Source organism: Algoriphagus sp., from assembly GCF_029254265.1.
Lineage (GTDB): Bacteria > Bacteroidota > Bacteroidia > Cytophagales > Cyclobacteriaceae > Algoriphagus.
Genome location: NZ_JAQWXX010000058.1, coordinates 13,410 through 33,681 on the forward strand (window position 1 = coordinate 13,410; position 20,272 = coordinate 33,681).

Genomic DNA, 20,272 nt, shown 5'->3' on the forward strand with positions numbered 1-20,272 from the left:
GCTCGCTCCTCTAACTTTCTAGGATTTTCTTGTTTAGAATTCGATTAGTGAGTTATTTATTTGAAAGCTAAGACTCAGCTTTTAAAGTGGAAATAAAAGGGACAGAAATTCTGTCCCTTTTGATTTGGAAGTTAAATAACTCGTTGGTTTGATTATAAAGTTGGAAGTAAAACCCCGTCGATGACATGGACAACTCCATTTTTAATGGCTACATCTGCCGCTACCACTGAATATACATTTCCTGCCTTGTCAGTAACTTTTACTGCATTTCCTGTTCTGTTTACCAATAGCATTTCGCCTGCAAGAGTCGGCACCATTTGGTCACCTTCTGCAAGGTCAAAAGAGAAAGCTGTAGCTGGTACCACATGGAAACCAAGCACTTTAGTCACCGCGTCTACACCTAAGGCATCGATTAATGCTTGCAAAGAGTTTAGATTTAAGCTTGAAAGAAGGTTTAAGAAAGCCTGATTTGTAGGGGCAAAAACTGTAATAGCATCTGCATCAAGCAAAGTTCCACCAAGTCCTGCTGCAGTCACTGCATCAAGTAATACCGTAAGATTCGCAGCAGTAGCTGCTTCTACCACATTAGGCAGACTATACTCAGGTAGAAGTACTCCATCGATGACATGCACTACACCATTCTCAATTGCTACGTCAGCAGCAACGACATTGGCAGTGTTTCCAAGAGCATCTGTAACTGTTACTCCAGAAGAAGATTTGGTCACTGTGAGATCTTGGCCTGCAAGAGTTGTAAAGGTATTGGTAGCTGCTAAGTCCGTTGAGAAAGCTACTGCCGGTACTACATGGAATCCTAAAATAGTTTGTAAATTTTCGATTCCTCCGATTTTAGCAACCAACTGGTTTAAGTTAGTTACACCGAAGGCAGACAAAGCTGCATTAAATGCATCATTAGTAGGAGCAAACACAGTAATTGCATCTGCATTTAGAAGAGCTCCTCCAAGATCTGCCGCAGTCACAGCAGCTAGTAAAGTGGTTAATCCTGCTGCATTTGCAGCTTCAACTACTGTTGGCAACATCAAATCAGGAAGCATAACTCCATTGATCACGTGTACAACACCGTTTGAAATCTCCACATCAGCAGCAACTACTTGAGCGGTTCTTCCCAAAGCATCGGTCACAGTAACAGTCGATCCTGATTTAGTGACTGTAATATTTTGCCCTGAAAGTGTTGTAAATGAATTAGTTGCCGCTAAATCACCTGAGAAAGCGACAGCAGGCACTACGTGAAAACCTAGAACTTTTTCCAAATTGGTAGCTCCACCAATTTTAATCACCAATTCATTTAGATCGGCTGCATTAAATACTTCCAATGCAGCAGCAAAAGCTTCATTTGTAGGAGCAAAAACAGTAATTGCTCCAGCAGAAAGAAGTGCGTCAGGCAAACCTGGAACTGCAGTAACAGCCGCAAGTAAAGTTGTTAATCCTGCATCAGTAGCAGCTTCAACCAAATTTGGCTTTGGTAATTCGATGCTTGGAATCAATACTCTATCAATAATATGGACTACACCATTTTCAATTTCAATATCACCTTGGATAACTCTTGCCGTATTTCCAGCAGCATCGATGACAGTAATAGACCCACCATTGTTATTTACAGTAATTTGCTGATTTGCAAGAGTAGTAAACGTATTTGTCTCTCTAAGTTGATCAGAAAAAGCTGCAGCAGGCACTACGTGAAAACCTAGAACAGTTTGTAGGTTCATTGCACCACCCAACTTAACTACTAAATCGTTTAAATCTGTAGCACCAAATTGGACAAGTGCATTCGCAAATGCTTCATTAGTAGGAGCAAAAACAGTGATCGCATTTTGATCCTGAAGAGCTGCTTCTAATCCTGGGATAGCTCGGATAGAAGTCACAAGAGTTGTTAAACCTGCATCTTGAGATGCTTCAATGAGTGTGGGATAAGGGATTGGCCCCTGGTAATCATCACTCACACAGGATAACACTGTTGCAAACAGTGCTCCTAAAAAGAGGAATTTGAATAGTTTAGTCATAGTTTGATTTGGTTATTTATGACTCTTTAACTCGCCTAACTCAAATAGGATTTGCAATTCATGATGAACTGTCAGATTTGCAAGTTGAACTGTGGAATGGTGTTAGTGAATTGTCTTGAAATAAAAAAGAGATTCATTTCTGAATCTCTTTTAATCTATTTTTTTCTTCTATTCTATTCTATTCTACTACGTGAACCTTAAGCATATTGGTTCTACCTTTTGCTTTCAGAGGCATACTCGCAGTGTTAATAATCACATCACCTGCATTTACATGCCCGTCAGATTTAAGTTTATTCTCGATATCTGTGAAAGTAGCATCAGTAGAGATTTGATTGCTGTATAAATATGCTCTTACTCCCCAAACAAGGCTCATTTGCGTCAGCAATTGCTTATTTCTTGTAAATACAAAAATATTAGCCAAAGGTCGATGTGAAGCGATTCTAAAACCAGTAAAACCGGACGAAGTAATTCCTACAATAGCTTTTGCTTTCACATTTCGGGAAAGTCTTGAAGCCATCAACAAAAGGTTATTACTTAGAAAAGTCTCGTCTTCTTCAGGGATTTTGTAAAGGTTGTGATAAATATCTGCATTCTCCTCCAGATAGCTGATAATGCTGCTCATCGCTTTTACTGCATTTACAGGATATTTTCCAGAGGCAGTTTCAGCAGATAGCATCACTGCATCTGCTCCGTCTAATACCGCATTGGCAACGTCGTTTGTCTCCGCACGGGTTGGTCTAGGATTGACGATCATACTCTCCATCATCTGGGTAGCGATGATCACAGGTTTGCAAGCGAGCTTACACTTTTCTACGATTCTCTTTTGCCAAAGGGGAACAATCTCCATTGGAACTTCGACTCCCAAATCTCCTCTTGCCACCATTATAGCATCAGTTTCAGCGATGATTGCATCTATATTTTCTAATGCTTCAGGTTTCTCGATTTTAGCTACGATTTTACAAACTTTTCCTGCTGCTTCAATCCTATTTCTTAGATCTATGATATCCTCTGCAGTTCTTACAAAAGAAAGCGCAATCCAATCAACATCTTGACTCAAACCAAATATCAAATCCTCTTTATCTTTATTTGTAAGAGATGGAGCGCTGACTTTCGTGTTTGGGAGATTAATACCTTTTCTTGATTTAAGGATTCCTCCATGAATAACAGTACAGTTGACATTTTTACCATCAGTATTATTCACCAACACTTCGAGATTACCATCGTCAATCAAAATTCTATCTCCCGATACAACATCATTTGGCAAGTTTTGGTAGACCGTACTGACTAAAGAGCTTGTCCCGACCACAGGGTCATTTGTGATGGTGATTTGATCACCCGGATTGATTTGGACTCCATTATTTTCCACTTCCCCAACACGGATTTTAGGCCCTTGAAGATCTTGAAGTATTCCAAGATGGGTATTTAGTTCTTGGTTTACTTGTCGAATAATTTGGATTACTTCTTGGTGGATTTCATGCGATCCATGAGAAAAATTTAATCGAAACACATTAGCACCCGCAGCTGCAAGGCTTTTTATTGTTTCATAATTATTTGATGCGGGACCGATCGTCGCAAGGATTTTGGTCTTGTTGAAATTACTCATTAGATTATTAGTAGGTTAATAGGTTTTCTTTTGATTTTAATTTAGATACATCAAGTTTCATCACATTCTGAACTAATGGATTTTGAGATAGCTTCTCAGCAAATGTATTAATACTTATCTGAAAGGTCTCGTCTTGAACCAAAAGGAAATAATCCATTGATCGGAGTTCAGGGATAAGGTAAGAAATCTGATTTGTTGAATTCAGCGCTTTGTTTTTCAGAAGTTGAACAAAACCGTGTGGCAAAGAAAGAAAATATTGTGAGATTTTTAGGGAAGTTCCATTGTAAAAATCAAGTTCCAAATCTTCCACTTTTACTAAATTAAGTTCGAGCTCTCGATTGATTAACCAAGCAGCCTTATAGTCCCTTACAGGGGAGACAAGCCCCAAAAGGTCAAAATCATACGCATGTTCAACTATTAATTTGGACTTCTTCATTAGGGAAGAAAATGAATCAAAACAAAGTTAGAAATAAAAATTCAACGGGAATAGTTAGCAATTTGCATAAAAATTTACTTCGATCTTTTCTTTGCCAATTAGGTTTTAAATATATTTCTTTGCGTAGTGTTATTAACTAAACTGATCACAAAATGTCTGAAATTGCACAAAAAGTAAAAGCCATCATCGTTGACAAACTTGGCGTAGAAGAGTCTGAAGTCACTTTAGAGGCAAGCTTCACCAATGATCTTGGTGCTGATTCTCTTGATACTGTAGAATTAATCATGGAATTCGAAAAGGAGTTCAATCTATCTATTCCTGACGATCAAGCTGAGCAAATCGGAACAGTTGGACAGGCTGTCTCTTATTTGGAGGCAAACGTTAAGTAATAATTTATAAATTCATTCCATGAATTTAAAAAGAGTTGTTGTAACAGGCATAGGTGCTCTCACACCAATAGGTAATACCGCTCCAGAGTTTTGGAAAGGTCTTTCTAATGGTGTGAGCGGTGCTGCGCCTATTACTAGATTCGATGCCTCTCTATTCAAGACACAATTTGCATGCGAAGTCAAAAACTTTGATATCGAGCAATTTATTGATAGAAAAGAGGCGCGCAAAATGGATCCCTTCACTCAGTTTGCCATGGTAGCAGCCGATGAGGCTATGGTAGATTCAGGTTTAGATCTTGAAAAAATTGATAAATCAAGAGCCGGAGTAATCTGGGGATCAGGAATTGGTGGCTTACGGACATTTCAAGACGAAGTGACTGCATTCGCTTTAGGTGATGGTACGCCTAGATTTAATCCATTCTTCATACCGAAGATGATTGCTGATATCAGCGCAGGCTTTATCTCAATTAAATACGGTTTTCGTGGACCAAACTTCGTTACCGTTTCTGCCTGTGCTTCTGCTACCAATGCCCTGATTGATGCATTCAATTACATCAGACTAGGCAAAGCTGATATTTTTATCAGTGGTGGATCTGAAGCAGCAGTAACTGAGGCTGGAATAGGTGGTTTCAATGCCATGAAAGCACTATCTCAAAGAAATGATTCTCCTGAAACAGCTTCTCGACCATTTGATAAAGATCGAGATGGATTTGTTTTAGGTGAAGGTGCTGGTGCATTGATTTTGGAAGAATATGAATTCGCTAAAGCTCGCGGCGCTAGAATTTACGCAGAACTTGTAGGTGGAGGAATGACTGCTGATGCTAATCACATCACTGCTCCGCATCCTGAAGGTCTTGGTGCTAGCAGTGTGATGAAAATTGCATTAGAAGATGCTAATATTTCACCAGAAGCGATTGATTATGTAAATGTTCATGGTACTTCCACTCCTTTGGGAGATGTGAGTGAAACCAAAGCGATTGAAACGGTTTTTGGAGAACATGCTTACAAAATGAATATCAGTAGTACTAAATCAATGACTGGTCACTTATTAGGAGCTGCAGGGGCAATAGAAGCTATTGCATGTATCTATGCTATCAACAATAGCTTAGTCCCTCCTACGATCAATCACTTTACGGATGATGAGAGTTTTGACAAGCGTCTGAATTTAACTTTCAATACCGCGCAAAAAAGAGAAATCAACTATGCGTTGAGCAATACTTTTGGATTTGGAGGACATAATTGTTCTGTCATATTCAAAAAATACAATTAATCCCAGTTTTGAAATTATTTCAAAGACTCGGGATACAGTTTTTTTTCTTAAGTGAAAAAGACAAAAGGCTTGCTTCCTCCATCAAAATGATGATAGGAAGCAGGCCTTTAAATTTATCTCTATACAAGTTATCCCTGACTCCCACAGGACTCAGCGACGAAACAACCAAGGGGTTTAGAATCTCCAACGAACGTCTTGAATTTTTAGGAGATGCTATTCTTGGTGCGGTAGTGGCTGAATATCTTTTTTTGAAATACCCTTACAGAGATGAGGGCTTCTTGACCGAAACACGCTCCAAACTGGTCAATCGAGAAAATCTAAATCATACAGGGATAAAAATCGGATTAAAAAAGATTTTGGATATGGAAATCGGTGATCGGAGTTTTACCGGCAATAAGTCCTTATTCGGAGATATTTTGGAAGCATTTATCGGTGCGATATACATGGATAAAGGCTACAAATTCACAAAATCATTTATACTGAATCGAATTTTGCTTCATATGGATTTGGATGATATGATTGCAACCACGACCAACTACAAGAGCAAGATTATCGAGTGGTCTCAAAAGGTCAATAAACAGATTGAATACAAAGTGGTTTCTATAAATGGAAATCAACGATTCAAAGAATTTATTGTGGCCTTACATGTAGAAAATGAGTCAGTAGCACAAGGCAAAGGGGCTACAAAGAAGAAAGCTGAACAAGAAGCATCAAAAAATGCTTGCGAAATCCTCAAAATTGCAACTTAAGCAAGTAAATTTACAGTCTACCTAACTGACGAATGCCCCCTATTAAAATCGCTGCAGCAACACTTAATCAGACTCCACTAGATTGGAAAGGGAACCTAGACCGAATCAAAGAAGGTATTGAAAAAGCTAAGAATGAACAGGTTGAAATCCTTTGCTTCCCAGAACTTTCGATAACTGGATATGGTAGCGAAGATCTTTTTTTAAGCTATTGGTATCCCCGAAAAGCATTAACACAGCTAGCACAGCTCATCCCTTTCTGTACAGACATTACTGTGGCAGTGGGTTTGCCTGTTCGAATTCAAGACAAAGTTTATAATACAGTTGCCATAATAGAAAATGCGAAACTTAAAGGATTCGTAGCAAAGCAGTTTATGGCCATTGATGGAGTTCATTATGAATTCCGATGGTTCACCCCTTGGAAGGCAAATGAGATCATTCAACTGGAATTTGAAGGAGAAAAATATCCATTTGGAGATTTGACTTTTCATCACAAAGAAATTCATTACGGTTTTGAAATCTGCGAAGATGCCTGGAGGGGAGACATTCGTCCTGGATATAGGCTTTGTGAACGGAAAGTAGATTTAATCTTTAATCCAAGTGCAAGTCATTTTGCGATGGGTAAAAGTACTTTGAGAGAGGAACTAGTCACTCAAAGTTCAAAGACTTTTGATTGCTTTTATTGTTATGTGAATCTCCTTGGAAATGAGGCTGGAAAAATGATTTTCGATGGAGAAATCATGCTTGCAAAATCTGGTGAATTAATTGCTAAAAATGGGCTTTTATCATATCAGGATGTCCAAGTAAAATCTTTTTTTCTTTCTTCAGAAAAGCAAGAAATCACCCCAATACTTTCTAAAGAAGAAGAATTTGTACAAGCTGCATCTCTTGGTCTTTTTGATTATTTAAGGAAAAGCCGATCAAAAGGATTTGTGCTTTCGCTATCCGGCGGCGCAGATTCTTCAACCATTGCCATTTTAGTATCTGAAATGGTGAAAAGAGGTATAAAGGAACTAGGTTTAGAATCATTTATCCAAAAAACTGGAATTTCGATTTCCTTGAAAGGGAATAATTCTGAGAAAGAGATTGTGGGGGAATTATTGACTACGGCCTACCAAGGCACTTCAAATTCCTCAGATGAAACTTTTCAAAGTGCTGAAAAACTTGCAGAAAGTATAGGTGCAAAATTCTACAATTGGACAATCGACGAAGAGATTAACTCCTACACTAAAAAGATTGAGAAGGCAATTGGTCGAAAATTATCTTGGGAGACGGACGATATTACTCTCCAAAATATCCAAGCTCGAACTCGATCGCCGATCATCTGGATGCTTGCAAATATTAATAATGCCTTATTACTTTCTACTTCAAATAGAAGCGAGGGTGATGTTGGCTATACCACCATGGACGGGGATACCAGTGGAAGCATTTCTCCGATCGCAGCGGTAGATAAATTTTTCATCTTAAAATGGCTTACTTGGGCAGAAAAAAATCTAGACCAGCCTGGACTTAAGTGGGTAAATGCTCTTCAACCTAGTGCAGAACTACGGCCTTTGGAAAGATCACAAACTGATGAAAAAGACCTTATGCCTTATTCAGTGATTTTAGAAATCGAAAAATTAGCTATAAAAGATCGAAGATCACCACAAGATGTATATCTGATTTTAAATGACGAACTAGATCTCGATCCAACAGTACTAAAGGGTTTTATCAAAAAATTCTTCCAACTTTGGTCCCGAAACCAGTGGAAAAGAGAACGATTTGCACCTTCTTTTCACCTAGATGAGTTTAGTGTGGACCCTAAAACATGGTACAGATTCCCAATCCTCTCAGGAGGATATAATGAAGAACTCGAACAATTAGAACAACTCTAATCACCAAATTATGCTTGAATCAATTCTAAGTTACGTAGTATGGGATCCTAACCCGGCAGTTTTCCCGGGTTTTGAGCGATTACGTTGGTATAGTTTACTTTTTGCCTTGGGCTTTATTATCTCACAGCAATTCATGGTTTATTTTTTCCGTAAGGAAGGTCAAGATGAAAACCTAGTCGACAAACTGACTATTTATATGGTTTTAGCGACTATAATAGGCGCTAGACTTGGTCACGTCCTGTTTTATGAGCCAGAAAAATACCTAAGTAATCCAATAGATATTCTGAAAGTTTGGGAAGGAGGACTTGCAAGTCACGGAGCTGCAATAGCAATTTTAATTGCATTATGGATTTATGCAAAAAAGACACCTGGGCAAAGCTATCTCTGGGTAGTAGATCGAATTGTAATCGTCACCGCAATGACAGGCGCTTTAATCCGATTTGGAAACCTAATGAATTCAGAAATAGGTGGAAAAGAGACCTTAACGGACAATGGCTTTGTTTATGCTTGGCATATAGAAGAATTACTCCAATCACTTAGAGTTCCTGTGGAATCAATCGAAGCCTACAAACCAACTGATCGCCAAGGGGAATTGCAAGGGAATGGAATTGTCCCTATGAACATCGATATAGAAATCAATAAGGGCACCTATGATTTAGCTGATCTCGAGAATACCTTAAGAAGAGACATTAAATATGCACTGACCCAGTTTAATTCCTCCAAAAATTACTATGCAGAACAAGTGGAGACACCGCTTGATTTGACAATAGTAGATCAGGGAGATCACTATTTGGCAACAGTAAAGACCTTTGGAAAAGCTAAACATCCTACCCAGATTTATGAATCAATTTCATATTTCATCATTTTCTTGATCCTATTAGCCATTTGGAATCATTACCGTGAAAGAACACCAGAGGGACTGCTCCTTGGGCTTTTCTTGATTAGTGTATTTGGAATGCGATTTGTTTGGGAGTTTTTCAAAGAAAATCAAGTTGACTTTGAAGAATCAATGGCATTCAACATGGGTCAACTGCTAAGTGTTCCTCTTGTGCTTGGAGGTATTGTTTTAGTAATACTAGCCTTAAAAAAGGGACCTAAGTCTTTGAAAAATTAAGGAACAGGATCATGACCATGTCCACCCCATGGATTGCAACTAATTATTCGCTTGATTCCCAACCAGCCTCCTTTGAAAACTCCGTGTTTCAAAATTGCCTCTTTGGTATATTGGCTGCAAGTGGGAGTATATCTACAACTTGCAGGAAAAAGTGGAGAAATAGTGTATTGATATACCAAAACTGGAAATATTGCTATCTTTCGAACGATGGTCTTAAACATGATTTGATTTTAAATTAAAGGCAATCTATCATTTAACCAAAAATACTTCTTTCCGATTCCATCTTGCTATCCAAGCGACTACATATCACCTTCTTTTTTTCTGCCTTCATTTTGATTTTCGGAGTATCAGTTCCGATTCCTAGTATTGCACAAAATGATAATTCTCTGGCACCCTCTAATGAGCGCAAAGTAAAGGTGAATAATATCTTTATTATCGGAAATGAAAAAACTAAAAAATCAATTATTTTTCGAGAATTGGATTTTGTTACTGACTACTATTATGATTGGGAAACACTTCTTGAAATATTAGTTGCTGACCAGAAGAAAATTTATAATCTGAGGCTTTTTACATCCGTAGAGATTACCCCTCTTGAAATAGATGAAAAAGAAATAGAAGTGCTCATCACAGTGAAAGAGCGTTGGTATCTTCTACCTCAATTAATATTCCAACTTGCAGACAGGAATTTTGCAGAATGGTGGACGAATCAGAACAGAGACTTTTCAAGGGTGAATTTTGGCCTTCGCTTAAGTCATTCGAATGTCGCCGGGAGAAATGAAAAACTGAGATTCTCAGGACAGTTGGGCTTTACCAGGGCTTTGGATATTCAGTACAGTAAACCATATATTGATAAAAAGCAGAAACATGGCTTAGCTTTCCAGGTGAATTTCAATGAGAATAAAACCATCCCTATAAAGTCAGAATTTAACAGACAAGTATTTTATACATCAGAAGATGAAAGGGTACTGCGCAAGAACTTTGGCGCTGCTGTCAGGTATACCTACCGCAGGAGTTTCTATAATTTCCATTTTTTCACTCTGGGTTATACTAACACTTCTATAGATCCTGAAATATTGGTACAGAGTCCCTCCTACTTTCAAAATGGAAAGACACAACTTCAGTATCTCTATGGAACTTATATTTTCAGACATGATCGACGTGACAATGTTGCCTATGCCACTGATGGAGAATTACTCCAACTTTCGATTACCAAATACGGGATCTTTTTTGTTGAGGATTTGGATGAAGTAGAAGTGAGCATTACTGCCAATAAATACTTCAAGTTTAATGATCGTTTCAATTTCAATACAGGATTGACCGCAGACTGGTTCCTAAGTCAAAGCCAACCTTACACTTTGGTTCGTGGGATTGGATATTCTCCTGATTTTATTAGAGGTTATGAGTTGAATGTAGTCGAAGGACAGCAGCTCTATGTTCATAAAAACAGTTTCCGCTGGAAAATCTTTGATAAGGAGTATGACATTTCGAGGTATTCCAAATTGGAGCAGTTTAGTACCATCCCAATCCGATTATATTGGAGTGCCAATTTTGACCATGGTTATGTCACTGATCGAAATAAAATCCCTGAGAATTCCCGATTGACAAATACATATCTATTCGGATATGGAATGGGAATAGATTTGGTTGGTTTCTATGACTCAGTACTGAGATTTGAGTATTCGCTTAATAATAGCGGTGAGGGTAATTTCTTTTTCAATTTCAAGACTCCTTTCTAAGCTTTTTTTGAATTCTTTTTTCTGGAAAAATCTGGACTTAGTTGAAAATTAAAATTTTTAACTAAATTCAACATCAAATTTTTTCCAATCATGAAGCATTCAATTTTTCTAAGCTTCCTTTTCCTGCTATCGGCAAAAACTTTTGCCCAAACAGATCCCTTAACTCAAGTCCACGGAGCTCAAAATCAAAGTATTGGGAATATCCGGGTTTTTGGATCCTCTGCATGGAGTTACTTTAATAACCCTGGCATTCTTGCTAAGTTAGAAGCTGACCAAATTGTCGTAGGATATGATCATCGATTTGGTCTTAAAGAACTTAATACTTATGACTTAGCAGCCTCACTCCGAAGTAATTTCGCCACTTTCGGATTTGGAGTTAGCCGATTTGGGGGGAAATTATTCAATCAGCAGTCCCTTGGAATTGCGTTTGCAAATCAATTAGGAATAGTAAGTTTTGGTGGTAAAATAGAGTGGTTCCAAACACAAATCGAAGGGTTTGGCTCTGGAAATAGTTTGATTTTCAGCCTGGGAGGAATCGCAGAATTAGACCCAAAACTGAGTTTAGGCGCGACTATTGGAAACCTGACGAGGGGGAAGCTGGGTAAAAACAGTGATCAAAGACTTCCAACAGGAATAAGTCTAGGCTTGGCTTATACTCCAATTGATCAACTTCAATTTTTTGCAGAAGTAGAAAAAGATATTCAAATCTCAGCAGTCTACAAATTCGGATTAGAGTATGAAATAAAAGAATGGATCGCCCTTCGAACAGGAATAAATTCCAATCCTGCTAAAATCTTTTTTGGTTTAGGCCTAAAGCATGAAAGATTTGGGATAGACTTTGGCTACGGACAAAACAATCCCTTGGGAAGCACTTCTCATCTAAGTCTATCATACTCTTGGGACTAATGAGAAGTATCGGGAAAATTGCAATCGTAGCAGTTCTAAGTATGTATTATACTGAGGCGAAAGCTCAAGCACCTCCAAAAATACCTATAGACCAGGAGCAGCTCATCGAACGACTCTTTCCTGTCCAAGATGAGGATATTGATTATGAAGCAATTTATGAAGTTCTTTTTCAGCTTTATTCTAATCCGATCGATATTAATAAAGCAGATTCAGAGATCCTTCAAGCCAGTTACCTCTTGAGTCCTGATCAGATTAGCAACTTGATAAGGTATAGATCTGAATTTGGGGACTTTATTTCCTTGTATGAACTTCAGGCTATCCCAGGTTTCGACTCCAACACCATTGATCAAATTATCCCATTCTTAACCCTTGGAAACGAAAGTTCAGGTAAAACCCAGTCGTTTTGGAAAAGAGTAAAAATGGAGGAACAGGCTTACTTTTTATTTCGTCATCGGAGGGTTTGGGAAACTCGAAGTGGATTTACTCCACCTGATACGAGTTCAACCGGAAGAATTTCGTCAAGATACTTAGGGGATCCAAATGACCTTTACCTTCGCTTTCGAATTCAACATGCACGAGATTTCAGTTTGGGCCTAACCTTAGACAAAGATGCTGGCGAGCAGTTTACTTGGGATAGGAAAAGCGCCAGATATGGTTTCAATTTTCTTTCCTTTCATTTTACCCGATACAACATGGGTAGGTGGAAAGCTATCAGCTTGGGAGACTTCCAAGTTTCATTTGGACAAGGGCTGGTTTTTGGAGCGGGATATTCACTTGGGAAAGGAGCAGAAACAGTACCCACAATTCGTAGAAGTAGTATAGGAATTACACCATACACAGCTGCTTTAGAATTTGGTTTTTTTAGAGGAGTCGGGGCAACTTACCGTTTTAAAAACTGGCAAAGCACAATTATAGCCTCATCCACTTCTCGAGATGGCCGAATAGGTACGGCTCTCGACACATTGGAAAACACAACCGAATTTATTTCTTCTTTCAATCAGAGTGGCCTTCATCGTACTCCAAGCGAACTGGCAACTAAAAGCCAATTTAAGGAACTGAACTTTGGGACCAATCTACAATACAGCAACAGGAATGGGAAGTTTTATTCTGGCGTAAACTATCTGCTAACGAACTTTGATCAACCTTGGCAGAGGAGCTTGACACCCTATAATCAATATGAGTTTAGAGGAACAAACAATTCTATCGGAAGCCTCTATGCCAGCTACAATTGGAGAAACTTTTTCTTATTTGGGGAATCTGCATATTCTCAATTAGGGGGAAACGGAACCGTCTTAGGCTTCATTTCAAGTCTAAGCAAGCAGGTGGATTTTTCGTTTTTATGGAGAAAATACGATCGGAACTTTCATAGTTTCTATGGAAATGCTTTTGCTGAGGGTACTCGACCGATCAACGAAAGAGGGGTTTATTTAGGAATACAAATCAAACCTACATTAAGATGGAAGATCAACTCCTATTTCGATTTCTTTAAATTCCCTTGGCTTAGGTATCGAATCTACGCCCCATCAAGTGGATATGAATGGCTCAGTCGAATCACTTACCAACCAAATCGAAATTTGACTGCCTTTTTTCAAATCAGAAAAGAACAAAAAGAAAGAAATATTCCAGACTCTGGCGAGCCAGCTTTGAATTATTCCATCCAACCTATCCAAAAAACTAATGGTCTTTTAAGTCTCGAATATCAAATCAGCAAAGACCTCTTTATCCGATCTAGAGTACTCTTTAGCAAAGTAGATTTTAATAGTAAAGTCACTTCGGGATTCATGATCTTACAGGATGTTCAATACAGCTTTGGAGCATTTAGACTAACTGGGAGAATGGCACTTTTTGATGCAGAAGAGTATGAAAACAGGTTATATACCTTTGAAAATAATGTACTTTGGACTTTCTCAGTCCCGGCTTATTTTGGTCAAGGCATGCGGTATTACCTAGTCGGGCAATATCAATTTAACAGTCAGCTAACGGGGTATCTTAGATTTGCCAGGACTAGTTATACTGACCGTGAAGAAATCAGTTCTGGTCTTCAAAAGATTTCAAAACCATATCAGACTGAAAGCACATTTTTGATACGATACCTATTACATCGCTAAAATTCCATCAATGGTAGGTTTTCAACTCTGTTTTTTTCTAATTTCGAAACAAACCGAAAAATCCATGAAAAGAATAATACAGACCACGCTATTGCTTCTTTTTAGCCTCAATCTCGCTTTGGCACAAAACATTGACCTAAGCAAAATGAGCAAAAAAGATGGCTTTGTGCCTTTTTATCTTGACGAAGAAAAAGGGAAGATTTACTTGCAGATCGATAATCTGGAAAAAGAATTTCTCTATGTCAATTCGCTTACAGCTGGTATAGGTTCCAATGATATTGGATTGGATCGAGGTCAGCTAGGTGACACGAGAATAGTTGAATTCCGCAAAACCGGAAATAAAATTTTTCTAGTCCATAAAAACTATGATTTCAGAGCCTATTCCTCTAATCCGGCTGAAGTGCAATCAGTTAAAGATGCATTTGCAGAATCAATCATTTGGGGTTTTGAGGTAGCTCAAAAAGATGGCAACTCTCTAATTGTAGATGCTACTAACTTTTATCTTCAGGATGCGCATGATGTAGCAGGCAGATTAGGACAAAGTAGACAGGGGACATTCAAAGTTGATAACAGTCGCTCTGGGCTCTACTATCCTATGACAAAAAACTTTCCCCAAAATACTGAGGTAGAGGCTACCATCACACTCACCGGAAACGCTACTGGAGCTTATCTACGTTCTGTCACTCCTACCCCAGATGCTGTCACGGTTCGTCAGAGACATTCCTTTATTGAGCTTCCTGATGATCAATATCAGCCAAGGGAATTTGATCCTAGAGGAGGATTTGGGAGTATTTCATTTATGGACTTCACATCTCCTATTTCTGAGCCTATCGTGAAGCGCTACATTGCAAGACATCGATTGATTAAGAAAAATCCGAATGCTGCCGTATCTGAAGTTGTCGAGCCAATTGTATACTACCTTGATCGGGGGACCCCAGAACCAGTAGCCTCTGCTTTGATCGAAGGAGGAAATTGGTGGAATCAGGCTTACGAAGCAGCTGGCTTCAAAAATGCTTTCCGTGTCGAGATTGCGCCAGAAGGCATGGATCTGATGGATGTGAGATACAATGTAATTCAGTGGGTTCATCGATCTACCAGAGGCTGGTCTTATGGCGCTAGCGTGAGAGACCCAAGAACTGGTGAGATTCTGAAAGGACACGTTTCTTTGGGATCCTTGAGAGTAAGACAAGATTATCTAATTGCACAAGGACTGATCCAGCCTTACGAAAATGGAGACACGCCAGACCCTAAAATGTTGGAGCTGGCAGTAGCCAGATTGAAGCAACTATCTGCACACGAAATTGGTCACACGATAGGATTAGCACATAGCTATGCTACATCAGCAGAAGGTCGATCTTCAGTGATGGATTACCCTTATCCAGTTATAACAGGCAATGCTAAAGGTGAACTAGATCTAAGCAATGCCTATGATGATAAAATTGGCGAGTGGGACAAATGGGCAATTACCTACGGCTATGGATATCCGGCTCAAGGTCAGTCAGAATCCGATTTCTTAGAGAAAACCTTGGAAGCTACTTATGCTGCGGGATATGAATTCATCACGGATTCAGATTCACGAAACCCAAGTGGCGTGCATCCTAGATCACACTTATGGGACAATGGTGCTTCTGCTCCTGTTGAACTAAACAGAATGCTTGATCTAAGAGCCATTAAAATGAAAAGCTTTGGTTTGAATTCAATTAGAAACGGAGAGCCCGAAGCGATGCTTGAAGAGGTATTTGTGCCGCTTTACCTAATGCATAGGTATCAAGTTGAGGCTACTTCAAAATTGATCGGCGGTATGGACTATACTTATAAGATCAAGGGAGACAATCAACCAGAACATAAATGGATTAGTGCTGCCGACCAAAAATCAGCATTGGATGCATTACTATTGGCTATTCAGCCAAATATGTTGGAGGTTCCGCCCCATATATTGGCATTAATTCCACCTCGACCATTTGGATATGGCAAAACAAGAGAGACTTTTGTATCGCGAACAGGACCGGTCTTTGACCCTATTGCTCCTGCGGAAAGTGTGGTGGACTTAACCTTTGGACTATTATTCGATGGAGGTAGAGCTACCCGTCTGTATTTGCAAAATCTTCAGAATCCTTCGCTTCCAAGCTTAAATTCTGTTTTGGACGACGTGACAAGAAAAATCTTCAGCTATGCAGTACCTGAAGGAATGGCAGGGGAAATCAAATTCATGACTGAATCCAAACTGATTGATCATATGATTTTGCTTGCGGATAATCCGGAAGTGTCTAATTCAGTCAGAGCAATAACCAGAGGATATTTGAAAACTCTAAAAGAGACCGGATTTGTGGACAATACGGTTGGTCTAAAAAGCCGTGGTGGCAATAATTCAGTACTCGGGATGCATTCTAGGTATCTCGCAGATAAAATTCAAACCTATTTGGATCTGCCAGTCAAACTCACTCCTCAAGAATCTCTAAAAGTACCTGACGGAGCTCCTATTGGGATGGAAGATATGAGTTGTGACTTTGATTTCTAAAGTCAATTAATGCTCTGAAAAGTATAAAAGCTGGCAGTATTGCCAGCTTTTATTTTTTTAATACATTGAATGCGAGAAGGATAAAGATTATATTGATTTTTTAAATCTTATATTTTTATGACAGATACTAAAAAGCGATGTTTTGTAGTCATGGGATTTGGAACCAAGACAGACTATGTAAATGGAAGAAAACTTGATCTTAACAAATCTTATCGACTTTTGATTAAACCTGTAGTAGAAGCTAAAGGTTTGGAATGTGTTCGAGCAGACGAAATCACACATTCCGGGTCAATCGATGTACAAATGTATCAGGAACTGCTCCAGGCAGATTTAGTAATCGCTGATTTGTCAACAGCAAATCCAAATGCAATCTATGAACTAGGTGTAAGACATGCCCTGAGACCCTTTACAACTATTGTGATATCTGAGGATAAATTGATTTATCCTTTTGATTTAAACCATATTTTGATCACCAGTTATAAGCATCTTGGAGATGCAATTGATTATGAAGAAGTGGAGCGCTTTCGTGGGGCTTTAGGGAAATTAATCGAAACTGTAATCCATAAAGAGGAACCAGACAGTCCGGTTTATACTTATTTGAATTCATTGATTCCCCCAAAAATTCAGGAGGAAATAGACCTTGCAATAAATGAAATTTCAAAAACAGCTGAAGCCCCGATTCAAGATAAAGGGAAGGCGCTATCGCTGATCATACAAGAGGCAGAAGATGCCATTGAAAAGAAGGACTTCCTCACTGCAAAAACACTATTCCAAACCGCAGTACAACTTTCAAGTTTGAGCCAAGGGCAAAAAGATTTGTATTTGATTCATCGTCTTGCATTTACGACATACAAGGCAGCTCTTCCAGATTTGGTGACTTCACTTTATGAGTCACTTAAGCTACTTGAATCCATCAATCTAGCTCATACGAATGATCCTGAAACTGTTTCCTCAGCAGGAGCAATTGAAAAAAAACTCTTTGAATGCGGGGAAAGAGTAAGTCATCTTGAAAACTCGATTCTATATTTTCAACGAAGCTATTATCTATTAAACAATCGATACAATGGCGTAAATCTAGCTTTGACTCTGGTGTATAGAGCTACTACAAGTTTGTCTGGCACAGAACACGAAAAAGTTGCTGATCTAATATTTGCTCAGCGAACCTGGAAAAGAGTACTCTATCTCTGCGAAAGAGATCTTCCAATAATTTTGGAAAAAGAAGCTATTGATAAAACCAGAATTGATAACGGGACAAAAGAAGGAAAAGAACTTCAAGAGTATTACGATGCACAAAAATTTTGGATAGCAGTGAATCAAGCTGAAGCATCATTCGGGTTAGGCGATTTCAAGGCTTACCATGCACATTTAGAAAATGCAAAAAACATCCCTCACTATGGTTGGATGTGGGATAGCTTCTCGGATCAATTAGCTAAATTAGAGTCCAAAATGAAAACAGTTGGACACTTACTTGATCCAGCTTGGAAACAACCAGAATAACATAAAATCAGAATACTCAATGATGAACCCTTTATTGGTCAAATTTGACAATCCATTTGATACTGCCCCTTTCGATAAAATTGAATCCTTACACTTTTTACCTGCAATACAAGAAGCCATCAAGTTGGCAAAAGATGACGTAGAAAAAATCAAAAAGAATCCAATCCCCACATTTTCAAATACGATCGAAGCACTTGATCAGTCCGGCAAACTTTTAGGCAGAATCACCTCAATTTTTTTTAATCTGAATTCAGCTGAAACCAATGATGAAATACAAAAACTCGCTAGAGAGATTTCACCACTCCTGACTGCTCACTCCAACGACATCCTATTGGATCAAGATCTTTTCCAGCGAATTTCTCAGGTTTTTGAACAAAAAGATAAACTAAATCTCAATCCTGAAGAAACTACGCTATTAGAAAAAACTTATAAATCTTTTGTCCGAAACGGAGCAAAATTAAGTTCTGAGCAGGCTTCTAACCTCCGGAAGATAGATCAGGAACTAGCTCAGGCAAGTCTCAAATTTGGTGAAAACGTCTTAGCAGAAACGAATAAATTTATTCATTTTGAAAAGGAGGAATCTGCCATTGATAGTCTTCCGGAAGGTATTCAGGAAGCTGCAGCCCAACTTGCAGAGGAAAAAGGACAGCCTGGCAATTGGGCTTTTTCATTGGACTATCCTAGCTATATTCCTGCCATGACCTATGCCAAAAACAGAGAATTGCGAAAAACTTTGTTTATGGCTTCGAGCACCAAATGTGCCAAAGGAGATGAATTGGATAATCAGGAGGTTATCAAAGAGATTCTCAGACTAAGATTTGAGCGTGCAACTCTATTGGGATACAAAAGCCATTCAGATTTCATCTTGGAAGAACGCATGGCAAAAAGCCCAAGTCAAGTAATGGAATTTCTAGAATCACTTTTAGAAAAGGCAAAACCAAAGGCGATCCAAGAGATAAAGGAATTAGAAGAATTTGCCAAGAAAATCGATGGGATTGAAAAAATCGAAAAGTGGGATTTTGCTTATTACTCAGAGTTACTCAAAAAAGAAAAATATGCTCTGGATGATGAGCTGCTCCGTCCCTATTTCCAATTAGAGAAAGTGATCAATGGCGTTTTTCAAACTGCTGAAAAATTATTTGGAATCACTTTCAGTCCCGACACTAACATTCCCACTTATCATAAGGATGTTACTGCCTACGAGGTCAAAGATCGCGACGGGAAGCACCTAGCAGTGTTTTATGCTGATTTTTTCCCAAGAGCTGGCAAGCGAAACGGAGCTTGGATGACAAGCTTCAAGGGACAGAGTGGAATTGAAAGACCGCATGTATCAATTGTCTGCAATTTCACTAAGCCTACTAAGTCCAAACCAAGTCTTTTAACCTTCAATGAGGTTACCACGCTTTTTCATGAGTTTGGACATGCACTTCATGGCTTATTGGCCAATGGGAAATATGAATCATTGTCAGGCACTAGTGTTTTTTGGGATTTTGTAGAGCTTCCCTCTCAAATTTTTGAAAACTGGTGTTATGAAAAAGAATGTCTTGACCTATTTGCCTCACATTTCATAACCGGAGAAAAAATCCCTGAGGAATTGATTGAGAAAATAAAAAAAGCATCAAACTTCCAACAAGGATATCAAACTTTACGGCAATTAAGCTTTGCGTTATTAGATATGGCTTATCACAGCCAGGATCCGAAATCCATCACTAGCGTCTTTGATTTTGAAAGAGATATTATGAAGCAAACTGACCTGCTACCAAAAGTTTCTGGAACATTGATGAGTACTTCATTTTCTCATATTTTCCAAGGTGGTTATGCTTCGGGGTATTACAGCTATAAGTGGGCTGAGGTTTTGGATGCAGATGCATTTGAGTTATTTCAAGAAAAAGGAGTTTTTGATGCAGAGACTGCGCAATCATTCCAAGAGCATATTTTATCAGCAGGAGGAAGAGAACATCCGGAGGTTTTATACAAGAGATTTAGAGGAAGATCCCCGAAGCAAGATGCTTTATTAAAAAGGTCTGGGTTAGTTTCGGAAAATTTAAACTAATTAT

15 protein-coding genes are annotated in these 20,272 nt (G+C 38.7%); 11 read left to right on the forward strand and 4 right to left on the reverse strand.

Translation table 11 applies throughout. The features are described from left to right. Nucleotides 1-152: 152 nt before the first annotated feature. From P8O16_RS08900 to P8O16_RS08910, 3 genes are all read right to left on the reverse strand, one after another. Nucleotides 153-2,018, reverse strand: a complete 1,866-nt coding sequence (locus P8O16_RS08900) for a fasciclin domain-containing protein (RefSeq protein ID WP_300313484.1) — start codon at nt 2,016-2,018, stop codon at nt 153-155. A 178-nt stretch (nt 2,019-2,196) separates the two neighbouring features. Further along, nucleotides 2,197-3,621: a pyruvate kinase gene (gene pyk / locus P8O16_RS08905; protein WP_300313485.1), complete on the reverse strand. Its 1,425-nt coding sequence runs from the start codon at nt 3,619-3,621 to the stop codon at nt 2,197-2,199. A 7-nt stretch (nt 3,622-3,628) separates the two neighbouring features. Further along, nucleotides 3,629-4,057 (reverse strand): IPExxxVDY family protein, encoded by a 429-nt coding sequence (locus P8O16_RS08910; RefSeq protein ID WP_300313487.1) that lies wholly within the window; start codon nt 4,055-4,057, stop codon nt 3,629-3,631. Between the two features lie 152 nt (nt 4,058-4,209). Here P8O16_RS08910 and P8O16_RS08915 point away from each other — a divergent pair, with 152 nt between their 5' ends. Genes P8O16_RS08915 through P8O16_RS08935 form a run of 5 tightly spaced genes read left to right on the forward strand, consistent with a single transcriptional unit; the run spans nt 4,210 to nt 9,450 of the window. Beyond that, entirely contained in the window at nt 4,210-4,446 is a 237-nt protein-coding gene (locus tag P8O16_RS08915) for an acyl carrier protein (protein ID WP_075350857.1), read from the forward strand. Nucleotides 4,447-4,465: 19 nt separating this feature from the next. Next, the gene (fabF, locus tag P8O16_RS08920) at nt 4,466-5,716 is read left to right on the forward strand and encodes a beta-ketoacyl-ACP synthase II (protein WP_300313490.1); all 1,251 of its coding nucleotides are present in this window, start codon (nt 4,466-4,468) and stop codon (nt 5,714-5,716) included. Nucleotides 5,717-5,724: 8 nt separating this feature from the next. After that, nucleotides 5,725-6,465: a ribonuclease III gene (gene rnc / locus P8O16_RS08925; RefSeq protein ID WP_300313492.1), complete on the forward strand. Its 741-nt coding sequence runs from the start codon at nt 5,725-5,727 to the stop codon at nt 6,463-6,465. 32 nt (nt 6,466-6,497) lie between these two features. Further along, nucleotides 6,498-8,336: an NAD(+) synthase gene (nadE, locus tag P8O16_RS08930; protein ID WP_300313494.1), complete on the forward strand. Its 1,839-nt coding sequence runs from the start codon at nt 6,498-6,500 to the stop codon at nt 8,334-8,336. A 10-nt stretch (nt 8,337-8,346) separates the two neighbouring features. After that, nucleotides 8,347-9,450, forward strand: a complete 1,104-nt coding sequence (locus P8O16_RS08935) for a prolipoprotein diacylglyceryl transferase (protein WP_300313496.1) — start codon at nt 8,347-8,349, stop codon at nt 9,448-9,450. On the opposite strand, the gene yidD is transcribed toward P8O16_RS08935, so the two are convergent. After that, nucleotides 9,447-9,671, reverse strand: a complete 225-nt coding sequence (yidD, locus tag P8O16_RS08940; protein ID WP_075350862.1) for a membrane protein insertion efficiency factor YidD — start codon at nt 9,669-9,671, stop codon at nt 9,447-9,449. The two genes, P8O16_RS08935 and yidD, sit on opposite strands and share 4 nt — an antisense overlap. A gap of 63 nt (nt 9,672-9,734) precedes the next feature. On the opposite strand from yidD, the gene P8O16_RS08945 reads away from it, so the two are divergent. The 6 genes from P8O16_RS08945 to P8O16_RS08970 all read left to right on the forward strand — a co-directional run bounded on the left by P8O16_RS08945 (nt 9,735) and on the right by P8O16_RS08970 (nt 20,268). Further along, nucleotides 9,735-11,186 (forward strand): hypothetical protein, encoded by a 1,452-nt coding sequence (locus P8O16_RS08945; protein WP_300313498.1) that lies wholly within the window; start codon nt 9,735-9,737, stop codon nt 11,184-11,186. A 90-nt stretch (nt 11,187-11,276) separates the two neighbouring features. Then, nucleotides 11,277-12,092 (forward strand): hypothetical protein, encoded by an 816-nt coding sequence (locus tag P8O16_RS08950; protein ID WP_300313500.1) that lies wholly within the window; start codon nt 11,277-11,279, stop codon nt 12,090-12,092. Next, nucleotides 12,092-14,200 (forward strand): helix-hairpin-helix domain-containing protein, encoded by a 2,109-nt coding sequence (locus P8O16_RS08955; RefSeq protein ID WP_300313502.1) that lies wholly within the window; start codon nt 12,092-12,094, stop codon nt 14,198-14,200. The genes P8O16_RS08950 and P8O16_RS08955 overlap by 1 nt, the downstream gene beginning before the upstream one ends. A gap of 64 nt (nt 14,201-14,264) precedes the next feature. Beyond that, on the forward strand, nt 14,265-16,718 hold the full coding sequence (locus P8O16_RS08960; RefSeq protein WP_300313504.1) for a zinc-dependent metalloprotease: 2,454 nt from the start codon (nt 14,265-14,267) through the stop codon (nt 16,716-16,718). Nucleotides 16,719-16,835: 117 nt separating this feature from the next. Further along, entirely contained in the window at nt 16,836-18,215 is a 1,380-nt protein-coding gene (locus tag P8O16_RS08965) for a tetratricopeptide repeat-containing protein (RefSeq protein WP_300313506.1), read from the forward strand. 22 nt (nt 18,216-18,237) lie between these two features. Then, nucleotides 18,238-20,268: a M3 family metallopeptidase gene (locus P8O16_RS08970; protein WP_300313523.1), complete on the forward strand. Its 2,031-nt coding sequence runs from the start codon at nt 18,238-18,240 to the stop codon at nt 20,266-20,268. Nucleotides 20,269-20,272 lie beyond the last annotated feature (4 nt).